This window comes from Kitasatospora sp. NPDC057904 (assembly GCF_042887925.1).
In the GTDB taxonomy this organism is placed as follows: Bacteria; Actinomycetota; Actinomycetes; order Streptomycetales; family Streptomycetaceae; genus Kitasatospora.
This window is the reverse complement of the sequence record NZ_JBHVOL010000012.1, coordinates 251,085-272,899: the sequence shown is the minus strand read 5'-3', so window position 1 is coordinate 272,899 and position 21,815 is coordinate 251,085. Positions and strand designations below refer to the sequence as shown.

Genomic DNA, 21,815 nt, shown 5'->3' with positions numbered 1-21,815 from the left:
GGCCCCCCTCAGACCACATGAACGACTCTCGACTTACGAAAGAGGGCTTGACGACCAGTGCTTGACGTCAACTTCTTCGACGAGCTCCGCATCGGCCTGGCCACCGCCGACGACATCCGCCAGTGGTCGCACGGCGAGGTCAAGAAGCCGGAGACCATCAACTACCGCACCCTGAAGCCCGAAAAGGACGGACTCTTCTGCGAGAAGATCTTCGGCCCCACCCGGGACTGGGAGTGCTACTGCGGTAAGTACAAGCGCGTCCGCTTCAAGGGCATCATCTGCGAGCGCTGCGGCGTCGAGGTGACCCGCGCCAAGGTGCGCCGCGAGCGGATGGGCCACATCGAGCTGGCCGCCCCGGTCACCCACATCTGGTACTTCAAGGGTGTGCCGTCCCGCCTCGGCTACCTGCTCGACCTGGCGCCGAAGGACCTCGAGAAGGTCATCTACTTCGCCGCCTACATGATCACCTGGGTCGACGACGAGCGCCGTCAGCGCGACCTGCCGTCGCTGGAGGCGCACGTCTCCGTCGAGCGCCAGCAGATCGAGAACCGCCGCGACGCCGACCTCGAAGGCCGCGCCAAGAAGGCCGAGACCGACCTGGCCGAGCTGGAGGCCGAGGGCGCCAAGGCCGACGTGCGCCGCAAGGTGCGCGAGAGCGCCGAGCGCGAGATGAAGCAGCTGCGCGACCGCGCGCAGCGCGAGCTCGACCGCCTCGACGAGGTGTGGGCCCGCTTCAAGAACCTCAAGGTCCAGGACCTCGAGGGCGACGAGCTGCTCTACCGCGAGCTGCGCGACCGCTTCGGCACCTACTTCTCCGGCTCGATGGGCGCGGCGGCCCTCAAGGACCGCCTGGAGACCTTCGACCTGGCGGAGGAGTCCGAGCGCCTGCGCGAGATCATCCGCACCGGCAAGGGCCAGAAGAAGACCCGTGCGCTCAAGCGCCTCAAGGTCGTCTCCGCGTTCCTGCAGACCACCAACAAGCCCAACGGCATGGTGCTGGACTGCGTCCCGGTCATCCCGCCGGACCTGCGTCCGATGGTGCAGCTGGACGGTGGCCGCTTCGCGACCTCCGACCTGAACGACCTGTACCGCCGCGTCATCAACCGCAACAACCGCCTGAAGCGCCTGCTCGACCTCGGTGCCCCCGAGATCATCGTGAACAACGAGAAGCGCATGCTCCAGGAGGCCGTCGACGCGCTGTTCGACAACGGCCGCCGCGGCCGTCCGGTCACCGGTCCGGGCAACCGCCCGCTGAAGTCCCTCAGCGACATGCTGAAGGGCAAGCAGGGTCGTTTCCGCCAGAACCTCCTCGGCAAGCGAGTCGACTACTCGGCCCGTTCGGTCATCGTCGTCGGCCCGCAGCTCAAGCTGCACCAGTGCGGTCTGCCGAAGGCCATGGCGCTGGAGCTCTTCAAGCCGTTCGTGATGAAGCGCCTGGTGGACCTGAACCACGCGCAGAACATCAAGTCGGCCAAGCGCATGGTCGAGCGCGCCCGCCCGGTCGTGTGGGACGTGCTCGAAGAGGTCATCGCCGAGCACCCGGTCCTGCTGAACCGTGCGCCCACCCTGCACCGCCTCGGCATCCAGGCCTTCGAGCCGCAGCTGGTCGAGGGCAAGGCCATCCAGATCCACCCGCTCGTCTGCACCGCGTTCAACGCGGACTTCGACGGTGACCAGATGGCCGTCCACCTGCCGCTCTCCGCGGAGGCGCAGGCCGAGGCCCGCATCCTGATGCTGTCCTCGAACAACATCCTGAAGCCGGCCGACGGTCGCCCCGTCACCATGCCGACCCAGGACATGGTGCTCGGTCTGTTCTTCCTGACCTCGGACCGCGACAACGTGAAGGGCGCCGGCCGCACCTTCTCGTCGACCGCCGAGGCGATCATGGCCTTCGACGCCCGCGAGCTGGACGTCCAGGCCCCGATCGAGCTGCGCCTCGGCGCCGGCACCGTCCCGCCGCGCGGCTGGACCGCCCCGGTGGACGAGGACGGCCAGTCGACCTGGTTCGAGGGCGAGCCCTTCCGCCTGGGCACCACCCTGGGCCGCGCGCTCTTCAACGAGCTGCTGCCCGAGGACTACCCGTTCGTCGACTACGAGGTGGGCAAGAAGCAGCTCTCCGCGATCGTCAACGACCTGGCGGAGCGCTACCCCAAGGTCGTCGTCGCGGCGACCCTGGACAACCTGAAGTCGGCCGGCTTCCACTGGTCGACCCGCTCGGGTGTCACCGTCTCGATCTCCGACGTCGTCGTCCCGCCGAACAAGCCCCAGATCCTGGAGGGCTACGAGGCGAAGGCGGAGAAGGTCCAGCGTCAGTACGAGCGCGGCCTGATCACCAACGACGAGCGCAAGCAGGAGCTCATCGGCATCTGGACCCAGGCGACCAACGAGGTCGCCGAGGCCATGAACGAGAACTTCCCGAAGACGAACCCCATCTTCATGATGGTCGACTCGGGTGCTCGTGGAAACATGATGCAGATGCGCCAGATCGCCGGTATGCGTGGTCTGGTGTCGAACGCCAAGAACGAGACCATCCCGCGACCCATCAAGGCGTCGTTCCGTGAGGGTCTCACCGTGCTGGAGTACTTCATCTCCACCCACGGTGCCCGTAAGGGTCTGGCCGACACCGCCCTCCGTACCGCCGACTCCGGCTACCTCACCCGTCGTCTGGTCGACGTCTCCCAGGACGTCATCATTCGCGAGGAGGACTGCGGCACCGAGCGCGGCCTGAAGCTGTCGATCGGCTCCGTGGGCGCCGACGGCGTGCTGCGCAAGGCCGACGACGTCGAGACCAGCGTCTACGCCCGCATGCTCGCCGAGGACATCACGGTCGACGGCAAGCTCCTCGCCACCGCCAACACCGACCTCGGTGACGTGCTGATGGCCGAGCTGATCCGCCACGGCATCGCCGAGGTCAAGGTCCGCTCGATCCTGACCTGTGAGTCCGCCGTCGGCACCTGTGCCTTCTGCTACGGCCGTTCGCTGGCCACCGGCAAGCTGGTCGACATCGGTGAGGCGGTCGGCATCATCGCCGCCCAGTCCATCGGTGAGCCCGGTACCCAGCTGACCATGCGTACCTTCCACACCGGTGGTGTGGCCGGTGACGACATCACCCAGGGTCTGCCGCGTGTCGTCGAGCTCTTCGAGGCCCGTACCCCCAAGGGTGTGGCCCCGATCTCGGAGGCCACCGGCCGGGCGCGGATCGAGGACACCGAGAAGACCCGCAAGATCGTCATCACGCCGGACGACGGCACCGACGAGATCGCGTACCCGGTGTCCAAGCGCGTGAAGCTGCTCGTCAGCGAGGGCGAGGCGGTCGAGGTCGGCCAGAAGCTGACCATGGGTGCCACCAACCCGCACGACGTCCTGCGCATCATGGGCCAGCGTGCCGTCCAGATCCACCTGGTCGCCGAGGTCCAGAAGGTCTACAACTCGCAGGGCGTGTCGATCCACGACAAGCACATCGAGATCATCATCCGGCAGATGCTCCGCCGCGTGACGATCATCGAGTCGGGCGACGCCGAGCTGCTCCCGGGCGAGCTCGTCGAGCGCGGCCGCTTCGAGACCGAGAACCGTCGTGTGGTCTCCGAGGGCGGTCACCCCGCCTCCGGCCGTCCGCAGCTGATGGGTATCACCAAGGCCTCGCTGGCCACCGAGTCCTGGCTGTCGGCCGCCTCCTTCCAGGAGACGACCCGGGTCCTCACCGACGCGGCGATCCACGCCAAGTCGGACCCGCTGCTGGGCCTCAAGGAGAACGTCATCCTCGGTAAGCTCATCCCGGCCGGTACGGGTCTGCCCCGCTACCGCAACATCCGGGTCGAGCCGACCGAGGAGGCCAAGGCCGCCATGTACTCGGCCGTCGGCTACGACGACTACGACCTGTCGCCCTTCGGCGCCGGCTCCGGCCAGGCGGTTCCGCTGGACGACTACGACTACGGCCCGTACACCGGCTGAGTCGAGCAGCACTGATCGCAGGGCGGTCACCCCTCACGGGGTGGCCGCCCTGCGGCGTTTCCGGGCCCGGATCCCCCGTGCGGGGGAGTGGCGAGGACCGCTCCGGGGAGGGAGGCGGGGGAGGGGGCCGCTGCGCGAGTCTTCTCGGTGTCGGGATGACGGGCTTGCGAAGGGGGCCGGGAATGAAGCGGGTACTGGGTGCGGTGGCGATCACGGGGGCCGTGCTGTTCGGGATGTCGGCGTGCCTGCCGTTCGGGGGCGGCGACGACGAGCACCGCACGGTGAGCTACGGCGTCACGGACGGCGTCCGGGAGCTGGTGGTCGAGGGGCACACCGGCGGGGTCGTCGTCACGGGCGGCGGCACCGCGGTCCAGGTGACCGAGAAGCAGAACTACAAGGGGGACGCGCCGCGCACCACGCACGAGGTGAAGGACGGCGTGCTGCGGCTGACGTACGACTGCGACGCGTGCGGCGTCGGGTACGACGTGCAGGTGCCGGCCGGGACGAAGGTCACCGTCAGGGAGACGACCGGCGGGGTGCGCCTGGTCGGGCTGGCCGCCGAGGTCGACGCGTCGGTGGACAACGGGGGCGTCGAGGCGACCGGGCTGACCTCGCCGCAGGTGCGGCTGAGCGCCACCAACGGCGGGGTGCGGGCGGACTTCGCGGCGGCCCCGACGAAGGTCGAGGCCAAGGTGTCGACCGGCGGGGTGCGGCTGAAGGTGCCGGCCGGCGCGGAGTACGCGGTGGACGCGCAGGCGGGGGCCGGCGGGGTGGACCTCGGCATCCCGTCGAAGGCGGGGGCGGCGCGCAGCATCACCGCGCGGGCCGGGACCGGTGGTGTGACGGTTTCCGGTGTCTGACCGGGCGGTCGCGGCCGGCCCCGTGCGTCCGGCCGCCCGGGCCGTCCCGGAAGTCCTGCCGGTAGGGCATGATCTTCTCCGCGGGGGCGGCGTCCCCGGGTACGGGGGAGGTACGACGGTGGAGCGCGCTGCGCGCTGGCGGGGCTGGACGGCCGGGCGGAGTCCGTATGTGCTGGACACCTTGCTGGCGCTGGCCTCGGCGGCGGTCTCGGTGTGGTCGGTCTACAACGACGACGTGGCGTGGCCCTGGTGGGTCTACCTGGTCGCGGTCTCGACCGCGCTGCCGCTGCCGTGGCGGCGCCGGTTCACGCTGACCTCGCTGGCGGCGGTCAGCGCGGCGTCGGTGGTGCTGTCGCTGGTCGCGCACTCGGCGAACCCGCAGCTGCCGCTGTACGCGGTGATCGGCATCTACACGGTGGCGGAGCGCTCCTCGGAGCGGCAGCGCTGGACGGTCTTCGCGGTCGTGGTGCTCGCCAACGTGCTGGGCACCCACTCGCCGAACGGCATGTTGTTCAGCCTGCTCACCTCGGTCGGCTCGTTCGTCTTCGGCTCGCTGGTGCGCGCCCAGCGGCAGCTGGCCCGGGTGGAGGCGGCGCGGGCCCGCGAGGCGGGCGAGCGGACGGCCAGCGAGGCGGCCAGGGCGGTCGCCGAGGAGCGGGCCCGGATCGCGCGGGAGATGCACGACATCCTGGCGCACGCCGTGTCGCTGATGGTGATCCAGGCCGAGGCCGGGCCGCTGGTGGTGCACAGCAAGCCGGAGCGGGCGATCCGCGCGTTCGACACGATCGCCGATTCCGGCCGCGACGCGATGGTCCAACTGCGGCGCGTGCTGGGGGTGTTGAAGGAGGACGGGGCGAGCCCCGAGCTGGCCCCGCAGCCGCGGCTGGCCGAACTGGCCGACGTCGCCGAGCGGGTGCGCCGGGCCGGCCTGCGGGTGGAGCTCGACCTCGCGGACGGGCTGGGCGCGGTGCCCGCCGACGTCGAGGCGGCGGCGTACCGGATCGTGCAGGAGGCACTGACCAACACCGTCAAGCACTCCGGTGCCGACCTGGCCGCGATCCGGGTGCGCCGGGCCGGCGAGGCGCTGGAGGTCGTGGTGTCCGACAACGGCCGCGGCGTGCCGCTCGCCGCCGACCGCGCGGTGGGCGGCTGGTCCGGCGGGCGCGGGCTGGTCGGCATCCGGGAGCGGGCCGCCGCCTGCGGTGGGAGGGCCGAGGCCGGTCCGGGCCCGGCCGGCGAGGGCTTCCTGGTGACTGCCCGGCTGCCGTTGGGGCCGGCCGGGGTGGTGGAGAGGGTGGGCGGATGACGCCGATACGGGTGGTCGTCGCGGACGACCAGGAGCTGGTGCGGGCCGGGTTCGGGATGATCCTGGACGCCCAGCCGGACATCGAGGTGGTGGCCGAGGCGTGCGACGGCGCCGAGGCCGTCGAGGCCGTGCGCGAGCACGGCCCCGACGTGCTGCTGCTGGACGTCCGCATGCCGGTGATGGACGGGCTGGAGGCGGCCCGGCGGGTGTGCGCGGAGTTCCCGGCCACCAAGGTGATCATGCTGACCACCTTCGACATCGACGACTACGTCTTCGACGCGCTGTACGCGGGCGCGAGCGGCTTCCTGCTGAAGGACGTCCGCCGGGACGACCTGGCGCACGGCGTGCGGATGGTCGCCTCGGGGGAGGCGCTGCTCGCGCCCTCGGTGACGAAGCGGCTGATCGGCGAGTTCGCGGCACGCCGCCCGGGGACGGCGGAGCGGGCCGTTCGTCCGCCGTCCAAGCTGCTGGAGCAGCTGACCCTGCGCGAGCAGGAGACGCTGCGGCTGCTGGCGCGCGGGCTGTCCAACGCGGAGATCGCGGCGGAGCTGGTGGTCAGCGAGCACACCGTGAAGACGCACGTCAGCAACGTGCTGAGCAAGCTGGGGCTGCGCGACCGGGTGCACGCGGTGGTGTTCGCGTACGAGTCCGGCGCGGTGGTGGCCGGGGAGGACTAGGCCTGTCCCGGGCCCTCCCCCGCGCGGGGGAGGCGGGCAGTTCGCCGGTGCGGGCGATCCGCGACGAGGGCCCCGGCCGACAGGATCTGTGGTGTCGGAGAACGGATCACGGACACCACGGGAGAACGCAGATGAACGCCGCTCGGACCACCAGTACCCGCAGCACCCGCCTCACCGCCTACGCCGTCGTCGGGGCCCCGGCCCTGATGGCGCTGTACGGCGGCATCCGCCTCGTCCCCGGCTCCCGCGAGCCGGGCCTCGGCTGGACGACCGGACACGCTCTCATGTTCGCCGGGCTGCTGCTGTTCGCGCCGGTCTTCCTGGGGCTGCGCCGGCTGATAGCCCCGCGCGGCACGCCGGCCGGGCGGCTCGCGGCGGGCACCGTGCTGGGGGTGGCGCTCACGGGGCTGGTGGCCTCGGTGGTCCAGATCGGGATCGACCTGTACGTCGGCCTGGCATCGGCGACCAAGGACGAGCAGTCGCGGATGTTCGAGCGGATCCAGGCCGTCCCCGGCGTGCTCGAGGCCGTGTACAAGGTCGGCCCGCTGCTGTTCTACGTCGGCCTGCTGGCCCTGCTGGTCGCCGCCTCGGTGGGCGCGGCCCGGACGCTGCGCTGGTGGAGCCCGGTCCTCATGGTGGCCGGGACGCTCGCGTCGATGGTCGACCTGGCGTTCATCCCGTTGGCCGCCGCCTGCTACCTGATCGCGCTGGCCCCGCTGGCGCGCCTCGGCGCCGCACCGCGCACGGCAGCCCTGGCCTAGGGCGTGCCCTGGCGTCGCGGCACCCGGGCTGATCCGAAAGACACGCCATAGCTCGTCCGGACTCCCGGCGGCGGGGGCGCGAGGATTTTCGGTGGCCGCCGGCGGCCCCGTCGCCGTACGGTCCGGGTATGACCAAGCGTCCACTGATCGCCGTGCTCACCGGCGCGGGCATTTCGACCGACTCCGGCATCCCCGACTACCGCGGCCCGAACGGGCTCTGGCAGCGCGACCCGTCGGCCCAGAAGCTGGTCACCCTCGGCCCGTACCTGGCCGACCCCGAGGTGCGCCGCCGGGCCTGGCTGATGCGCCGGGACGCCGGCGCGCTGGCCGCCGAGCCGAACGCCGGGCACCGCGCGCTGGTCGACCTGGAGCGTTCCGGGCTGCCCGTGCGGGTGCTGACCCAGAACGTCGACGGCCTGCAGCAGCGAGCCGGCCTGCCGGCCCGCAAGGTGCTCGAACTGCACGGCACCGCACGGGAGGTGCAGTGCGCGCGCTGCCGGGTGGTCGGCGACATGGCCGAGGCGCTGGCCCGGGTCGAGGCGGGCGAGCCGGACCCGGACTGCCGGGAGTGCGGCGGGATCCTGCGCCCGCGGACGGTGATGTTCGGGGAGGCGCTGGACCCGGTGGTGCTCCAGCAGGCCGACGCGATCGCCAAGGCCTGCGACCTCTTCGTCGCGGTCGGCACCAGCCTCCAGGTCTACCCGGTGGCCTCGCTGCCGCAGATCGCGCTGGAGGGCGGCGCCCGCCTGGTCGTCGTGAACGGCGAGCCGACGCCGTTCGACGAGGCCGCGGACGAGGTGATCAGGGAGCCGATCTCCACGGCCCTCCCGGCGCTGGTGCGGAAGTTGCTCGCCGAGCACTCTTAAGGTCGGACGAACCGCCTGCATACGATGATCCTTCCGGCTGGCCCCCCTCTAGGCCTGGAGTGATCGACCGATGACGACGACGGCGAAGTTCGACCCCTGGTCGGCGGCGTTCGTGGCCCACCCGTACGACGCGTACGCCGAACTGCGCGAGCACGCGCCGGTGACGTACTACGAGCCGACGAAGCAGTGGCTCGTCTCGCGCCACGAGGACGTCAGCGCGCTCCTGCGCGACCGGCGCCTCGGGCGCACGTACACCCACCGCTTCAGCCACGAGGAGTTCGGCCGGCCCGCGCCCGACCCGGCGCACGAGCCGTTCCACACCCTCAACGACCACGGGCTGCTCGACCTGGAGGCGCCCGACCACACCCGGATCCGCCGGCTGGTCTCCAAGGCCTTCACCCCGCGCATGGTCGAGGGCCTGCGCCCGACCGTCCGGCGCCTCGCCGGGGAGCTCGTGGACGGACTGCTGGCGGACGGCGGCGGCGATCTCGTCGCCGCCGTCGCCGAGCCGCTGCCGGTCGCCGTCATCGCCGAGATGCTGGGCGTCCCGGAGGCCGACCGGCACCTGCTGCGGCCCTGGTCCGCCGACATCACCGGGATGTTCGAGCTCAACCCCACCGAGGAGGCGGCCCGGCGGGCCGTCACCGCGAGCATCGAGTTCTCCGACTACCTGCGCGCCCTGATCCGCGAGCGCCGCGCCGTCCCCGGCACCGACCTGATCAGCGCGCTCGTCCAGGCCCAGGAGGGCACCGACGCGCTCAGCGAGCAGGAGATGATCTCCACCTGCGTGCTGCTGCTCAACGCCGGCCACGAGGCCACCGTCAACACCACCGGCAACGGCTGGTGGGCGCTGTTCCGCAACCCCGGCGAACTCGCCCGGCTGCGCGGCGACGTGGACGGTCTGCTGCCCACCGCCGTCGAGGAACTGATGCGCTGGGACACCCCGCTGCAGATGTTCGAGCGCTGGGTGCTGGAGGACATCGAGGTCCGCGGCGTCACCGTCCCGCGCGGCTCCGAGATCGCCCTGCTCTTCGGCTCCGCCAACCGCGACCCGGAGCGCTTCGCCGACCCCGACCGGCTCGACCTCGGCCGCACCGACAACCCGCACGTCACCTTCGGCGCCGGAATCCACTTTTGTCTCGGCGCCCCGCTCGCCAGACTGGAGCTCACCGAGTCGTACGGCGCGCTGCTGCGCCGGGCGCCGGGCCTGCGGCTCGTCCGCGAGCCCGAGTGGCGCCCGGGCTACGTGATCCGGGGGCTGGAAGAGCTGTTGGTCGAGGTGTGACGGAAGAGGGGGAGCGGCCGTGGGCAAGGCGACGGGCACGCTGCTGGGTCTGGCGATCGGGGACGCGATCGGCCGGGTGACGGAGTTCAAGACGGTCGAGGCGATCGCGAACGACTGGCCCGACTGGCGGCAACTGCCGCTGCCGACGAAGGCGTTGATCACCGACGACACCCAGATGACGCTCGCCCTCGCCCGCGGCCTGCGCACCGCCCTCGCCCGCGGGCCGTTGACGCCCCTGCGGCTGGAGCGGCCCGTCCGCGAGGAGTTCGTCGACTGGTGGCGCTCACCGGACAACAACCGCGCCCCCGGCATGACCTGCCTGCGCGCCTGCGAGCGGCTCAGCCACGAGAAGTTCCGCTGGCAGCAGGCGAGCGACGTCGGTTCCAAGGGCTGCGGCGCCAACATGCGGGTCGCCCCGATCGGCCTGATCCGCGAGCTCGACGCCCGGCAGCACTCCGGCGCCGCGCAGCTGCAGTCCGCGCTCACCCACGGCCACCCGACCGCGCTCGCCGCGAGCGACCTCACCGCGTACGCCGTCCGCAAGCTCGCCGAGGGCGTGCCGCCGGCCGGCCTGACTGCGGTGCTGCGGGCCTACGCGCTCGCCCGGCGCGACCGGTACGACGACTTCTGGCTCGGCGACCTCGCCGACCGCTGGCTCGGCGGCTCCCCGCAGTCCGTCATCGCCCGCGGCTGGGACGACTGCCTGAAGTCGCTCGACCAGGTCGACGCCGCCCTCGCCGTGCCCGACGTCGAGGCCGACCCGTGCCTGGCCACCGGCGAGGGCTGGATCGCCGAGGAGGCCTTCGCCACCGGCCTGCTCTGCTTCCTGCTGCTGCCGGACGACCCGGTGGCCGCCGTCCGCCGCGCCGCCTACTCCAGCGGCGACTCCGACTCCCTCGCCTGCCTGACCGGCGCCTTCGCCGGCGCCCACCACGGTGAGACGGCCTGGCCGGCCGACTGGGTCGAGCGGATCGAGCACCGCGACGAGCTCCTGGAGTTCGGCGCGCTCTGGGACTGAGCCGGACGGCGGGAACCGGTGGGCGGGCGGGCGCGTCGAAGGGCCATGACGTACCGCAGCCCTCACGGAACCCGCCGTAGCCCCCGTCGCCCGGCGGCGGTGCTCCTCGCCGCCGCGCTCGCCGCCCCGCTGGTCGCGGGCTGCGGCAGCACCGGTGCCGCCACGCCCGCCGCGCCGCCGGTGCTCCGGGTGTCGGCGTCCGGCACCGGTCCCGCGGTCGATCCGGCACAGGTGACCGCCACCGCCGCCGGCACCGGCGCCTTCGGCCTGGACCTCCTCCACGCCCTCACCGCCACTCCGGACGGCGCCGGCCGCAACGTCGTGCTCTCGCCGTCCGGCCTGGCCACCCTGCTCGCGATGCTGGTGCCCGGCGCCCGCGGCACCACCGCCGACGAGCTCACCAAGGCCCTGCACACGAGCCTCACCCCGCAGCAGTACGCCCTCGCCACCGGCGCGCTCGACCGCCCGGTCCAGGGCGGCGACGACGTCACGCTGCGCCGGTCCGACGACCTCTGGACCCAGCAGGGCTACCCCGTGCAGCCCGACTACCTGCAGACCCTGGCCGACGCCTTCGACACCGGGGTGCACCCCGCCGACTTCCGCAAGGATCCGGAGGGCGCCCGCAAGGCCGTCAACGCGGCCGTGGAGAAGGCCACCGACGGACGGATCAAGGACCTCTTCGCGCAGGGCCAGGTCACCGCCCAGACCCGGCTGGTCCTCACCGACGCGCTCTACCTGAAGGCGAAGTGGGCCTCCCCGTTCAAGCCGGCGCACACCGCCGACCGCCCGTTCCACAAGCTCGACGGCTCCGCCCCGAACGTGAGCACGATGGCCCAGAGCGGCAGCCTCAAGTACGCCGAGGGCTCCGGCGGGATCGTCGGCGAGCCCTGGCAGGCCGTCGAACTCCCGTACGCCGGAGGCGGGTTGGCGATGGACGTGATCGTCCCCGCGCAGGGCGGCTTCGCCGCCTTCACCAAGGGGCTCGACCAGGCCCAGCTCGACCGCATCCTCGGCGGCCTCGCCGCCAGGCCCGTCGACCTGGAGCTCCCGCGCTTCCACTTCGACACGTCCAACGAGCTCACCCCCGCCCTGCGCGCGCTCGGCGTCAGCACGGCCTTCGGCGACAAGGCCGACTTCGGCGGCATCTCCAAGGAGCCGCTCGCCGTCGGCCCGGTGGTGCAGAAGGCCACCATCGAGGTCGACGAGGAGGGCACGGTCGCGGCGGCCGGCAGCGGTGCCGGGATGGCCGGAGCGGCGGCGCCGGCCATGCACCCCGCCGAGCTGCACGTCGACCGGCCGTTCCTGTTCCTGATCCGGGACACCGCCGGCGGGCGGCCGCTCTTCCTCGGGCAGGTCACCGACCCGGCGGCCGGGTAGGCCGCCGGAAGCGGCTCACCAGGCCGGGTAGCGCCCGCCGAGCGCCGGGTGGGACGGATCGCGGCTGCCGAACAGCACCAGCAGGTCGTCCGCGACCCGCAGCAGCTCCGCCCGGCCCTCGACGGCCCCCGCCCACTCGGGCGGCAGGGCCGCGGCGCCGTACGCGGCACCCGTGAGGTTGCCGCAGACGGCGCCGGTGGAGTCGCTGTCCCCGGAGTGGTTCACCGACAGCAGCAGCGCGGTGCGCACCGGGTCGGGGTCCAGGGTCGCGGCCAGCAACGAGTACACCGCGATGGCCAGGCACTCCTCGGCGATCCAGCCGAGCCCGACCCGCTCCACCGCCTCCGCCGACGGCTCCGACTCCTGCGCCACCCGCACGGCCCGGGCCAGCGCCTGCACCGTCTCCTTCGAACCCGGCAGCTCGCGGATCTGGTCGACGGTCTCGCCGACCGCCGCCCACGGCTCGGTGCCGTTTACGAGCCGCTCGACGAGCGCCGCGAACGCGCCCGCCGCGAGGTAGCCGGTGGGGTGCCCGTGGGTCAGCTGGGCGCACTGCACGGCCAGCCCGAACGCCTGGTCCGCGCCCAGCCTGGCCAGCCCGAACGGCGCTGAGCGCATCACCGTGCCGCAGCCCTTGGAGCCCGGGTTGACCGGTCCCGGCTGCCCGATCCGGGCCGGCGGCTCGAACACCGGGTGCTCGGACACCCCGCTCAGGCAGGCGTTGCCCGGCGCCCGCCGGGCGTACAGGAACGGCTGCCGCAGCAGCCAGCCGTCGTACGGGCGGGGGAGCGGCGCGGCGTCCGGCGCGGGCTGGTACTGGGTCAGCAGCCAGCGCCGGTAGGCGCCGTGGACGGCCTCCGGCACCGATCCGCCGCCGCCCGACCAGCCGCGGACGAAGCCGCGGATCAGGCCCTCGGCGGTGAACAGCGTCATCTGGGTGTCGTCGGTGACCTCGACCGTCCCGGGGCGCGCCGCGGGCGGCGGCCCGGTCACGCCGTCCGGCCCGTGCTGGTCCCGGATCTGGTGCAGCTGCTGGAACTCCACCGGCCAGCCCAGCGCGTCGCCGATCGCGCCGCCGAGCAGCGTTCCGCGCACGCGGTCGCGGTAGCCCGCGTCGGCCGCCGAATCCGTCACGTCGATCCCCCTTGTGTTCGTGGCGGACTACGTTCTATCAGGTCACCCCGGCCGTCGGGTCACCCGGCGCGAACGGCCCGCTACCGGCGGATCTCCCCGGCGCGCCCGTGCAGGGCGGCCCGGTCCGCGGCGGCCCGGCCGGCCGCCCAGCCCTCGCCGTCGCTCACCCGCACGCGCTGCGACACCAGCTTCGGGAACAGCCGGCCGACCTCGTCGTCCACCGCCTCGGAGCGGGCGGCGAGGGCGGGCAACAGTCGCTCGTCCGGCAGCAGTTGCTCCTCGGTGCCGTCCTCGCGCAGGTGCCGTCCGGCGGCCGCGGCGCTGGTCGTCCGCTCGGTGGCGGCGGTCAGCCGCTCGCGGATCCGCGCCGCGTACGCGACCAGGAACGACTGCCGGAACGCCTTGGTGCGCGAGTCCCGGCCCGCGCCGGCCTTGTTGAGCGCGTGCGTGGCCTGCACCAGCAGCGAGGTGTACAGCAGCTCGACGCCGTCCAGGTCGCCGTCGAAGCCGACCACCGTGCAGAAGCCGAACTCCTTGGCCCACACCACCCGGCACCGGTTCGCCGCCGCGACCGCGTCCAGCAGCATCGTCTTCGGGCCCTCGTACGGGTTGTCCACGCCGATCCGCAGCGCCGCCGGGGCGTCGCGGTCCGCGCCGGCGGCGGCCAGCAGCGCCTCGTCGATGCTGTGCTGGGCCATCAGCTGCTGGGCCTTGGCGGTCAGCGCCTCGGCCTCCTCCGGGTACTCGGTGGACTCGGCCTTCGCGAGCAGCGCCCGGATGCGCGCCAGCATCCTCGGCTCGCCCGGCACCGGCCCGGCCGCGCCGCGCGCGGGTGCGGAACCGGGGGCGGGCCCGACCGGGGCGATCGGGGGCAGCCGGCCCCAGGTGCGGATCAGCTCCAGGGCGGCGGTGGCGAGCGCGAAGCGGTCCAGCCGGTGGCGCTGGGCGAAGGCGGTCAGGTAGCCGTCGTCGCCGGGCCACCACACCTCGGTCTCCAGCTCGCGCAGCTGCTCCTGCCAGCGCCGGTCCAGCGCGGCCGCCGGGTGGCGGCGGCCCTCGGCGGCGATCAGGTCCACGGCGAGCGCGAGGTGGACGGGCTTCAGCTCGCGCCGGACCACCCGCACCAGGTCGGCCGGGCGCCACCCCGCCGACCAGCACCGCCCGACGGCGGTGTCCGCGTACCCGAGCACCGCCCGGCTCACCGCCGGCCACTGCCCGGCCGACGCGGCCAGCAGCGACGCGCCCGTGTCCAGCGCGAGGTCCAGCAACTCGTCCGGGGCCGTCAGCACCGACCGCACCGCCTGCTCCAGCAGCGGTCCGGCGTCCCCGCCGCCCTGCTGCGCCCGCTTGCCCACGGTGTGTCCCTGCTCTCGTCGACGGCCGGTTTCCTCCAGCCATGATGCCGGAGCGCCGGGCGTCGCCGGGGGGGCGGCCGAGGGGGCGGTGGGGGAACGGGCGGTCGAGCGCTGCCGGGGGGCGGTACGTGGGGGCGCGGGGGTGGGGGACGGGCAGGGCCGGAGCGCCGGGCGTCGCCGGGGGCGGCCGAGGGGCGGTGGGGGAACGGGCGGTCGAGTGCTGCCGGGGGGGCGGTACGTGGGGGCGCGGGGGGTGGGGGACGGGCACGGCCGGAGCGCCGGGCCGTGCCGACGAGCCGGACGGCCCGCCGGACGAGTGAGCGCCCGGCCCCCGTCGTCGGGGGACCGGGCGCTCACGGCACCGCTCAGCGCTCTATGGCCTTGGCCAGGATCTCCGGGGTGCGCTCCAGCAGGCGGGCGCCCGCCATGCGGACGCCGAGGTACGCGATCAGTCCGCCGTAGACCGGCCCGACCGCCAGCAGCGGCCAGGTGGGCCGGTCGGCGGCGAGGGCCCAGCCCAGGTAGCCGGCCACGGGCAGCGCCAGCAGCGCGACGCCGAGCATCGACCCGAACTGGTTGAGCAGCACCAGCCCGCTCTGCCCGGGTGCGGCGTTGCGCATCGGGTTGCTGTCCGCGGGCATCGTGTACGGCGCGAGCACGCTCAGCATCGAGCCGACCGCGATGCCGCAGCCCAGCAGCGCGAGGGCGAGGCCGAGCGCGGACGGCAGGTGCGCCCAGTCCCCGGTGACGACCGTCAGCACCACGGCGAGCACCAGCGTCACCGGCACCGCGTACGACAGCACCGCGTACGCCCGTCCGCGCAGCTCGTCGCGGGCGTCGGCCGGGGTGCGCAGGGTCGCGGCGATCATCCAGAACGCCGAGCCGTCCATGCCGAACAGGTTGAGCATCTGCAGCCCGAGGAACATCCCGGTCGCCGCCAGCAGGTAGACGCTCGACCAGCCCTGGACCACCGACAGCACGCAGATCACCAGCGTCATGCCGATGCTGGTGAACACCGCCGCCTTGGCCCGCGGCTCGCGCCAGGCGTACCGCAGGTGGCGCTGCATCACCGCGCCGGTCCGGCCGGCCGGCAGGAAGCCCCAGCCGCGCGAGCTCTGCACCCCGCGGGCCACCTCCAGGGTCGAGGAGTCCGCGGTGACCATCAGCTCCTGGAGGCTCCGCCGCCACCAGCGCAGCAGCAGGGCGAGCAGCGCACCGGCCAGCGCCAGCTGGAGCAGCGCGAGCGCGTACCGGCCCTCGCCGGCCGTCCGGCCCGCGTCCATCGCACCGATCGGCGGGATCCAGCGCAGCACGGCGGCGATCGGCCGCAGCGGGCCGAGGTCGAGGTGTCCGTTGGCGTCGGGGCGGCCGAAGGTGCTCTGCCAGCCGACGTTGGCGCCCTGGACGAGCAGGGCGAACAGCAGTCCGCCGAAGATCGCGAAGTCCTTGCCGCGCCGGCTGGACAGCATCCGGGCGTTGCCGGCCGCGACCGCCCGGGAGAGCGTGACCAGGCAGAGCACGGCGAGCGGCACGCCGATCAGGTCGGCCGCCGCCGAGGCGCCGCCGTTCGCGCCGGACAGCGCCGCACCGGTGACGAGCACCAGGCTGACCAGTGGTCCCGGCCCGATCAGGCTGGCCAGCAGCGAGCCGCGCAGCAGCGGTCCGGGCCGCAGCGGCAGCATGGTGAGCCGGGTCGGGTCGGCGCTCTCGTCGCTGGAGAACAGGAACAGCGGGATGGCGGCCCAGCCGAGGGTGAGCACGCCGAGCAGCATCACGCCGGCGTCCCCGGAGCCGGCCACCCGGCCGTTGAGCACCGCCAGGGCGAGGGCGATCCCGGTGGCGAAGAGCAGGCCGAACACCGCTCCGACGATGTACACCCCGGCCCGGCCCCGGCTGCGCTTCAGCCCGTTGCGCAGCAGCCGCAGCTTGAGCGCCACGAGCGCGCGGACGACCGTCCCCCCGTCGGGGACGGCCGTTGTCACTGTTCGCCCCCGGCGTTCCCGCCGCCGAGCCAGCCGAGCGCCTGCCCGTCGTCCTCGCGGACGCCGATCAGGTCGAGGAAGGCCTCGTGCAGGCTGCGCCCGCCGCGGACGGCGTCCAGCGGCCCGTGGGCGATGACCCGGCCGGCGTTGACGACGGCGACCCAGTCGCAGAGCTGCTCGACGAGCTCCATGACGTGGCTGGAGAAGACCACCGTCGAGCCGGCGGCCGCGTACCGCTTGAGCACGCCGCGGATGGTCTGCGCGGAGACCGGGTCGACGCCCTCGAAGGGTTCGTCGAGGAACAGCACGTCGGGGTTGTGCAGCAGCGCGGCGGCGAGGCCGATCTTCTTGCGCATGCCGGTGGAGTAGTCGGCGACGAGCTTGTCGGCGTCGGCGGCGAGGTCCAGGACGGCCAGCAGCTCCTCGGCCCGGCGGTCCACCTCGGCGCCGGGCAGGCCGCGCAGCCGCCCGTTGTACTGCAGCAGCTCGCGCCCGCTGAGCCGCTCGAACATCCGCAGGCCCTCGGGCAGGATGCCGATCCGCGCCTTGACGGCGACCGGGTCGGCCCAGACGTCGCCGCCGTGCACGAGGACGGCGCCCTGGTCGGGCCGGAGCAGGCCGGTGACCATGGAGAGCGTCGTGGTCTTGCCCGCGCCGTTCGGGCCGACCAGTCCGACGAACGCGCCGGCCGGCAGCTCCAGGCTGAGCCCGGCGACGGCGGCCTGGGTGCCGAAGTGCTTCCAGAGCCCCTGGATGCTCACCGCGGAGGCGGCGGGAGCGGCGGACGGGGTGACGGCGGAGGCGGCGGACGGGGTGGCGGGTCCGGGTGCTCCGGACGGCGGAGGCGCTGACGCCTGCATGGTTGCCTTCTCTGGTCGACGGGTCGTGCGGATCCAGCCTGTCACTCGCCGAACGGGCTGTCGTCCGAGTTGAGGATGACCTGAGTTTGTCCCCCGAACGGGTGAGGCACACCGGCTCCGGCAATCCCCTGCCGTGAACCGGCAACTACTCGGCCGCCCCGTTCGTCCGGCACTATGAGGACCAGTTGGGCGCGCGGCGCGCGCCGGGGTGTCGGGAGGCGACGGATGGCTGTGCAGCCCTGGGGTGAGCCTTCGCCGCAGTCCGGGATGAGGGCGGCGCACGCGGACCGCGACCGCACGATCGACGTGCTGAAGGCGGCGTACGCCGAGGGCCGGCTGTCGCTGGAGGAGTACGAGCAGCGCCACGAGGCGGCGGCCCACGCGCAGACCTACGGCCAGCTGTCGGTGCTGGTCGCCGACCTGCCGTCCGGGCCGGTGGTGCCGCCGGCGGCGTTCGACGGGCGCCCGGTGCCGCAGACGTTCCAGCCGTACCCGCCGCCGATGCCGTACCCGCCGTACCAGGTGCGCTCCACCAACGGCCTGGCCGTCACGTCGATGGTGCTCGGCCTGTCCGGGCTGTCGCTGCCCGCGGTGATCACCGGCCACATCGCCCGCTCGCAGATCAGGCAGCGCAACCAGGACGGGGACTGGGCGGCGGTCATCGGGCTGGTGGTCGGCTACCTGGGCTCCGCGTTCTGGGCCCTGATGTTCCTGGGGGTCGTCCTGGCGGCGGGGGGCCGGGGCTGAGCGCCGGAGGGCGCCGCCGTGCCGGGCGCCGAGTGGCGTACGCCACTCCGGTGTGGTAGAGCGGCAGGAGGGCGGCTCGTCACCGGGCTGCCGTTCGCGGGACACCCCCGCGACACCCGGCCGACAGCCGCGACCTGCGGCGTTGCATTTGTTTTGACCGCGCCCCATGCGCTAGGTACGCTCTGACCTTGTGCCTGGGGTGTCCCCGGGTCCTTGTGCGTGCATGCACACCGGCCGCCGCGCCGAGCCGGAGCGCCCTCCAGCGCTCCGCGCGTAGAGCGCCGTCGCTGTACATCAGCCATGGGATTCCGTGTCGTAACAAGCCCAACACACCCGACCGCGTGGGTCGACCACGGGGTCGTGTGCGAGGGAGACACCGCAGGTTAGTTCCACCAAGCCTTGGCACACAGAAAACGGAGAAACGGTGCCTACGATCCAGCAGCTGGTCCGAAAGGGCCGGCAGGACAAGGTCGAGAAGAACAAGACTCCCGCGCTGAAGGGTTCCCCGCAGCGCCGTGGGGTCTGCACGCGTGTGTACACGACCACCCCGAAGAAGCCGAACTCGGCGCTTCGTAAGGTCGCCCGTGTGCGCCTCACCAGCGGGATCGAGGTCACCGCTTACATCCCGGGCGAGGGCCACAACCTGCAGGAGCACTCCATCGTGCTGGTGCGCGGTGGTCGTGTGAAGGACCTTCCTGGTGTCCGCTACAAGATCATCCGCGGTTCCCTCGACACCCAGGGTGTCAAGAACCGCAAGCAGGCTCGCAGCCGCTACGGCGCCAAGAAGGAGAAGTAAGAATGCCTCGTAAGGGCCCCGCCCCGAAGCGCCCGGTCATCATCGACCCGGTTTACGGCTCCCCGGTCGTCACCCAGCTGGTCAACAAGATCCTGCTGCACGGCAAGCGCTCCACCGCCGAGCGGATCGTCTACGGCGCCCTCGAGGGCGTCCGTGAGAAGACCGGCTCGGACCCGGTCGTCGCGCTGAAGCGCGCGCTGGAGAACGTCAAGCCGGCCCTCGAGGTCAAGTCCCGCCGTGTCGGTGGCGCGACCTACCAGGTTCCGGTCGAGGTCCGTCCGGGCCGCGCCAGCACCCTGGCGCTGCGCTGGATGGTCGGTTACTCCCGCGCCCGTCGCGAGAAGACCATGACCGAGCGCCTGATGAACGAGATCCTCGACGCCAGCAACGGCCTGGGCGCTTCCGTGAAGCGTCGCGAGGACACCCACAAGATGGCCGAGTCCAACAAGGCCTTCGCGCACTACCGCTGGTAGTCCGTACCCCGTCACTAGACAGAGAGAGAACGAGCCACCATGGCTGCAACCTCCCTTGACCTCGCCAGGGTCCGCAACATCGGGATCATGGCGCACATCGACGCGGGCAAGACCACCACCACCGAGCGGATCCTGTTCTACACCGGTGTCTCGTACAAGATCGGTGAGGTCCACGATGGCGCTGCCACCATGGACTGGATGGAGCAGGAGCAGGAGCGCGGCATCACGATCACGTCGGCCGCGACGACCTGTCACTGGACGGTCGACGACGTCGACAACACCATCAACATCATCGACACCCCGGGTCACGTCGACTTCACCGTCGAGGTGGAGCGTTCGCTGCGCGTCCTCGACGGTGCCGTGACGGTGTTCGACGGTGTCGCCGGTGTCGAGCCCCAGTCCGAGACCGTGTGGCGGCAGGCTGACCGCTACGGCGTCCCGCGCATCTGCTTCATCAACAAGCTGGACCGCACGGGCGCGAACTTCTTCTTCTGCGTCGACACCATCGTGGAGCGCCTCAGCGCCACCCCGCTGGTCATGCAGCTCCCGATCGGTGCCGAGGCGGACTTCAAGGGCGTTGTCGACCTTGTCCGCATGAAGGCGCTGGTCTGGTCGGCCGAGGCCGCCAAGGGCGAGATGTACGACATCGTCGACATCCCGGCCGAGCTGCAGGAGCAGGCGGACGAGTACCGCGAGACGCTGATCGATACCGTCTCCAACGTCAGCGACGAGATCATGGAGCTCGCCCTCGAGGGCGAGGAGATCCCGGTCGAGCTGCTGCAGGCCGCGATCCGCAAGGGCACCCTGAACTCGGACTTCACCCCGATCTTCTGTGGTACCGCCTTCAAGAACAAGGGCGTTCAGCCCCTGCTCGACGCGGTCGTCAAGTACCTGCCGTCGCCGCTGGACATCGAGTCCGTCGAGGGCACCAAGCCCAACGACCCGGACACCAAGATCTCCCGCAAGGCGTCGGACGACGAGCCGCTGGCCGCGCTGGCGTTCAAGATCATGTCCGACCCGCACCTGGGCAAGCTCACCTTCGTCCGGATCTACTCCGGCCGCCTGGAGTCCGGCACCTCGGTGCTGAACGCCGTCAAGGGCAAGAAGGAGCGCATCGGCAAGATCTACCGCATGCACGCGAACAAGCGTGAGGAGATCGAGTCGGTGGGCGCCGGCGACATCGTCGCCGTCATGGGCCTGAAGCAGACCACCACCGGTGAGACGCTGTCCGACGAGAAGCACCCGGTCATCCTGGAGTCCATGGACTTCCCGGCCCCGGTCATCCGCGTCGCGATCGAGCCCAAGTCCAAGGGTGACCAGGAGAAGCTGGGTGTCGCCATCCAGCGTCTCGCCGAGGAGGACCCGTCCTTCCAGGTCAACACGGACGAGGAGACCGGCCAGACCATCATCGCGGGCATGGGCGAGCTGCACCTCGAGGTGCTGGTCGACCGCATGAAGCGTGAGTTCAAGGTCGAGGCCAACGTCGGCAAGCCGCAGGTCGCCTACCGCGAGACGATCCGTTCGGCCGTCGAGCGCATCGACTACACGCACAAGAAGCAGACCGGTGGTTCGGGCCAGTTCGCGAAGATCCAGATCGCGATCGAGCCGCTCGAGCAGGCCGAGGGCTACGAGTTCGTGAACAAGGTCACCGGTGGCCGCGTGCCGAAGGAGTACATCCCTTCGGTCGACGCCGGTTGCCAGGAGGCCATGGAGTTCGGTGTGCTCGCCGGCTACCCGCTCCAGGGTGTCCGCGTCACGCTGCTCGACGGTGCGTCGCACGACGTCGACTCCTCCGAGCTCGCGTTCAAGATCGCCGGTTCGATGGCCTTCAAGGAAGGCGCCAGGAAGGCCAAGCCGGTCCTTCTTGAGCCGATGATGGCCGTCGAGGTCACCACGCCCGAGGACTACATGGGCGACGTGATCGGTGACATCAACTCTCGCCGTGGCCAGATCCGGTCCATGGACGAGCGTCACGGTGCCCGCGTCGTCACGGCGCTGGTGCCGCTCTCCGAGATGTTCGGCTACGTCGGTGATCTGCGCAGCAAGACCTCTGGTCGCGCGAGCTACTCGATGCAGTTCGACTCGTACGCCGAGGTTCCGAAGAACGTGGCGGACGACATCATCGCCAAGGCCAAGGGCGAGTAAGGACCGGCGCGAGCCGATCCCTTACCCGAGGAGGCAGTTCGTCCCGACATTCGGGACGATTGCCACCCCTTAGGCTATTAGGAGGCGACCCGGGAGGATCCGGACGGATTCTCCCGGGCCCCTCCGGCCCCCACCCGCGGGACGGTACGAGGTGTCCTCGGGCATCCCGCACCCAACCCGATAAAAGACCAACTGACGTCAGCACGGCGTACAGGAACTGTC

General features: G+C 72.2%; 17 protein-coding genes. 13 read left to right on the top strand and 4 right to left on the bottom strand.

The window, feature by feature from the left end:
• Positions 1–57 precede the first annotated feature (57 nt).
• The 9 genes from ACFVSN_RS28880 (at position 58) to ACFVSN_RS28840 (ending at position 12,101) form a co-directional block, all read left to right on the top strand.
• Entirely contained in the window at positions 58–3,951 is a 3,894-nt protein-coding gene (locus ACFVSN_RS28880; protein ID WP_380435857.1) for a DNA-directed RNA polymerase subunit beta', read from the top strand.
• Positions 3,952–4,133: 182 nt separating this feature from the next.
• Positions 4,134–4,811: a DUF4097 family beta strand repeat-containing protein gene (locus ACFVSN_RS28875; protein ID WP_380502176.1), complete on the top strand. Its 678-nt coding sequence runs from the start codon at positions 4,134–4,136 to the stop codon at positions 4,809–4,811.
• A gap of 169 nt (positions 4,812–4,980) precedes the next feature.
• Complete coding sequence (locus ACFVSN_RS28870; RefSeq protein ID WP_380435861.1) at positions 4,981–6,117, top strand: sensor histidine kinase; 1,137 nt, start codon at positions 4,981–4,983, stop codon at positions 6,115–6,117.
• Positions 6,114–6,794, top strand: coding sequence for a response regulator (locus tag ACFVSN_RS28865; RefSeq protein ID WP_380435863.1), 681 nt, complete (start codon positions 6,114–6,116; stop codon positions 6,792–6,794). Before ACFVSN_RS28870 ends, ACFVSN_RS28865 begins: the two co-directional genes overlap by 4 nt.
• A gap of 131 nt (positions 6,795–6,925) precedes the next feature.
• Positions 6,926–7,555 carry a hypothetical protein gene (locus ACFVSN_RS28860; RefSeq protein ID WP_380435865.1) on the top strand — a complete coding sequence of 210 codons (630 nt, stop codon included), beginning with the start codon at positions 6,926–6,928 and terminating at the stop codon, positions 7,553–7,555.
• A 128-nt stretch (positions 7,556–7,683) separates the two neighbouring features.
• Complete coding sequence (locus ACFVSN_RS28855; protein ID WP_380502172.1) at positions 7,684–8,421, top strand: NAD-dependent deacetylase; 738 nt, start codon at positions 7,684–7,686, stop codon at positions 8,419–8,421.
• A gap of 70 nt (positions 8,422–8,491) precedes the next feature.
• Positions 8,492–9,706 carry a cytochrome P450 gene (locus ACFVSN_RS28850; protein ID WP_380502170.1) on the top strand — a complete coding sequence of 405 codons (1,215 nt, stop codon included), beginning with the start codon at positions 8,492–8,494 and terminating at the stop codon, positions 9,704–9,706.
• Between the two features lie 19 nt (positions 9,707–9,725).
• A complete protein-coding gene (locus ACFVSN_RS28845; protein ID WP_380502168.1) occupies positions 9,726–10,724 on the top strand; it encodes an ADP-ribosylglycohydrolase family protein in 999 nt (332 codons plus the stop codon).
• Positions 10,725–10,823: 99 nt separating this feature from the next.
• Positions 10,824–12,101, top strand: coding sequence for a serpin family protein (locus ACFVSN_RS28840; protein ID WP_380502166.1), 1,278 nt, complete (start codon positions 10,824–10,826; stop codon positions 12,099–12,101).
• 15 nt (positions 12,102–12,116) lie between these two features.
• Here the strand turns inward: ACFVSN_RS28840 and ACFVSN_RS28835 are convergent, their stop codons facing one another.
• From ACFVSN_RS28835 to ACFVSN_RS28820, 4 genes are all read right to left on the bottom strand, one after another.
• Entirely contained in the window at positions 12,117–13,235 is a 1,119-nt protein-coding gene (locus ACFVSN_RS28835) for an ADP-ribosylglycohydrolase family protein (RefSeq protein WP_380496027.1), read from the bottom strand.
• Positions 13,236–13,315: 80 nt separating this feature from the next.
• Positions 13,316–14,590 (bottom strand): DUF2786 domain-containing protein, encoded by a 1,275-nt coding sequence (locus ACFVSN_RS28830; protein WP_380502164.1) that lies wholly within the window; start codon positions 14,588–14,590, stop codon positions 13,316–13,318.
• Positions 14,591–14,955: 365 nt separating this feature from the next.
• On the bottom strand, positions 14,956–16,572 hold the full coding sequence (locus ACFVSN_RS28825; protein WP_387592748.1) for a transporter: 1,617 nt from the start codon (positions 16,570–16,572) through the stop codon (positions 14,956–14,958).
• Positions 16,569–17,432, bottom strand: a complete 864-nt coding sequence (locus ACFVSN_RS28820; protein ID WP_387956824.1) for an ABC transporter ATP-binding protein — start codon at positions 17,430–17,432, stop codon at positions 16,569–16,571. The genes ACFVSN_RS28825 and ACFVSN_RS28820 overlap by 4 nt, the downstream gene beginning before the upstream one ends.
• Before the next feature lie 225 nt (positions 17,433–17,657).
• On the opposite strand from ACFVSN_RS28820, the gene ACFVSN_RS28815 reads away from it, so the two are divergent.
• From ACFVSN_RS28815 to fusA, 4 genes are all read left to right on the top strand, one after another.
• Complete coding sequence (locus ACFVSN_RS28815; RefSeq protein ID WP_380502161.1) at positions 17,658–18,179, top strand: DUF1707 and DUF4190 domain-containing protein; 522 nt, start codon at positions 17,658–17,660, stop codon at positions 18,177–18,179.
• 424 nt (positions 18,180–18,603) lie between these two features.
• Entirely contained in the window at positions 18,604–18,975 is a 372-nt protein-coding gene (gene rpsL, locus ACFVSN_RS28810) for a 30S ribosomal protein S12 (RefSeq protein WP_014144289.1), read from the top strand.
• Positions 18,976–18,977: 2 nt separating this feature from the next.
• A complete protein-coding gene (gene rpsG / locus ACFVSN_RS28805; RefSeq protein ID WP_148644378.1) occupies positions 18,978–19,448 on the top strand; it encodes a 30S ribosomal protein S7 in 471 nt (156 codons plus the stop codon).
• A 39-nt stretch (positions 19,449–19,487) separates the two neighbouring features.
• Positions 19,488–21,593: an elongation factor G gene (gene fusA, locus ACFVSN_RS28800; RefSeq protein ID WP_380435885.1), complete on the top strand. Its 2,106-nt coding sequence runs from the start codon at positions 19,488–19,490 to the stop codon at positions 21,591–21,593.
• Positions 21,594–21,815 lie beyond the last annotated feature (222 nt).

Coding starts and splice junctions, on each gene's coding strand:
- ACFVSN_RS28875 (WP_380502176.1), top strand. CDS start 4,134: ATGAAGCGGGTACTGGGTGCGGTGGCGATCACGGGGGCCGTGCTGTTC.
- ACFVSN_RS28865 (WP_380435863.1), top strand. CDS start 6,114: ATGACGCCGATACGGGTGGTCGTCGCGGACGACCAGGAGCTGGTGCGG.
- ACFVSN_RS28860 (WP_380435865.1), top strand. CDS start 6,926: ATGAACGCCGCTCGGACCACCAGTACCCGCAGCACCCGCCTCACCGCC.
- ACFVSN_RS28855 (WP_380502172.1), top strand. CDS start 7,684: ATGACCAAGCGTCCACTGATCGCCGTGCTCACCGGCGCGGGCATTTCG.
- ACFVSN_RS28850 (WP_380502170.1), top strand. CDS start 8,492: ATGACGACGACGGCGAAGTTCGACCCCTGGTCGGCGGCGTTCGTGGCC.
- ACFVSN_RS28820 (WP_387956824.1), bottom strand. CDS start 17,432: ATGCAGGCGTCAGCGCCTCCGCCGTCCGGAGCACCCGGACCCGCCACC.
- ACFVSN_RS28815 (WP_380502161.1), top strand. CDS start 17,658: ATGGCTGTGCAGCCCTGGGGTGAGCCTTCGCCGCAGTCCGGGATGAGG.
- rpsG (WP_148644378.1), top strand. CDS start 18,978: ATGCCTCGTAAGGGCCCCGCCCCGAAGCGCCCGGTCATCATCGACCCG.
- fusA (WP_380435885.1), top strand. CDS start 19,488: ATGGCTGCAACCTCCCTTGACCTCGCCAGGGTCCGCAACATCGGGATC.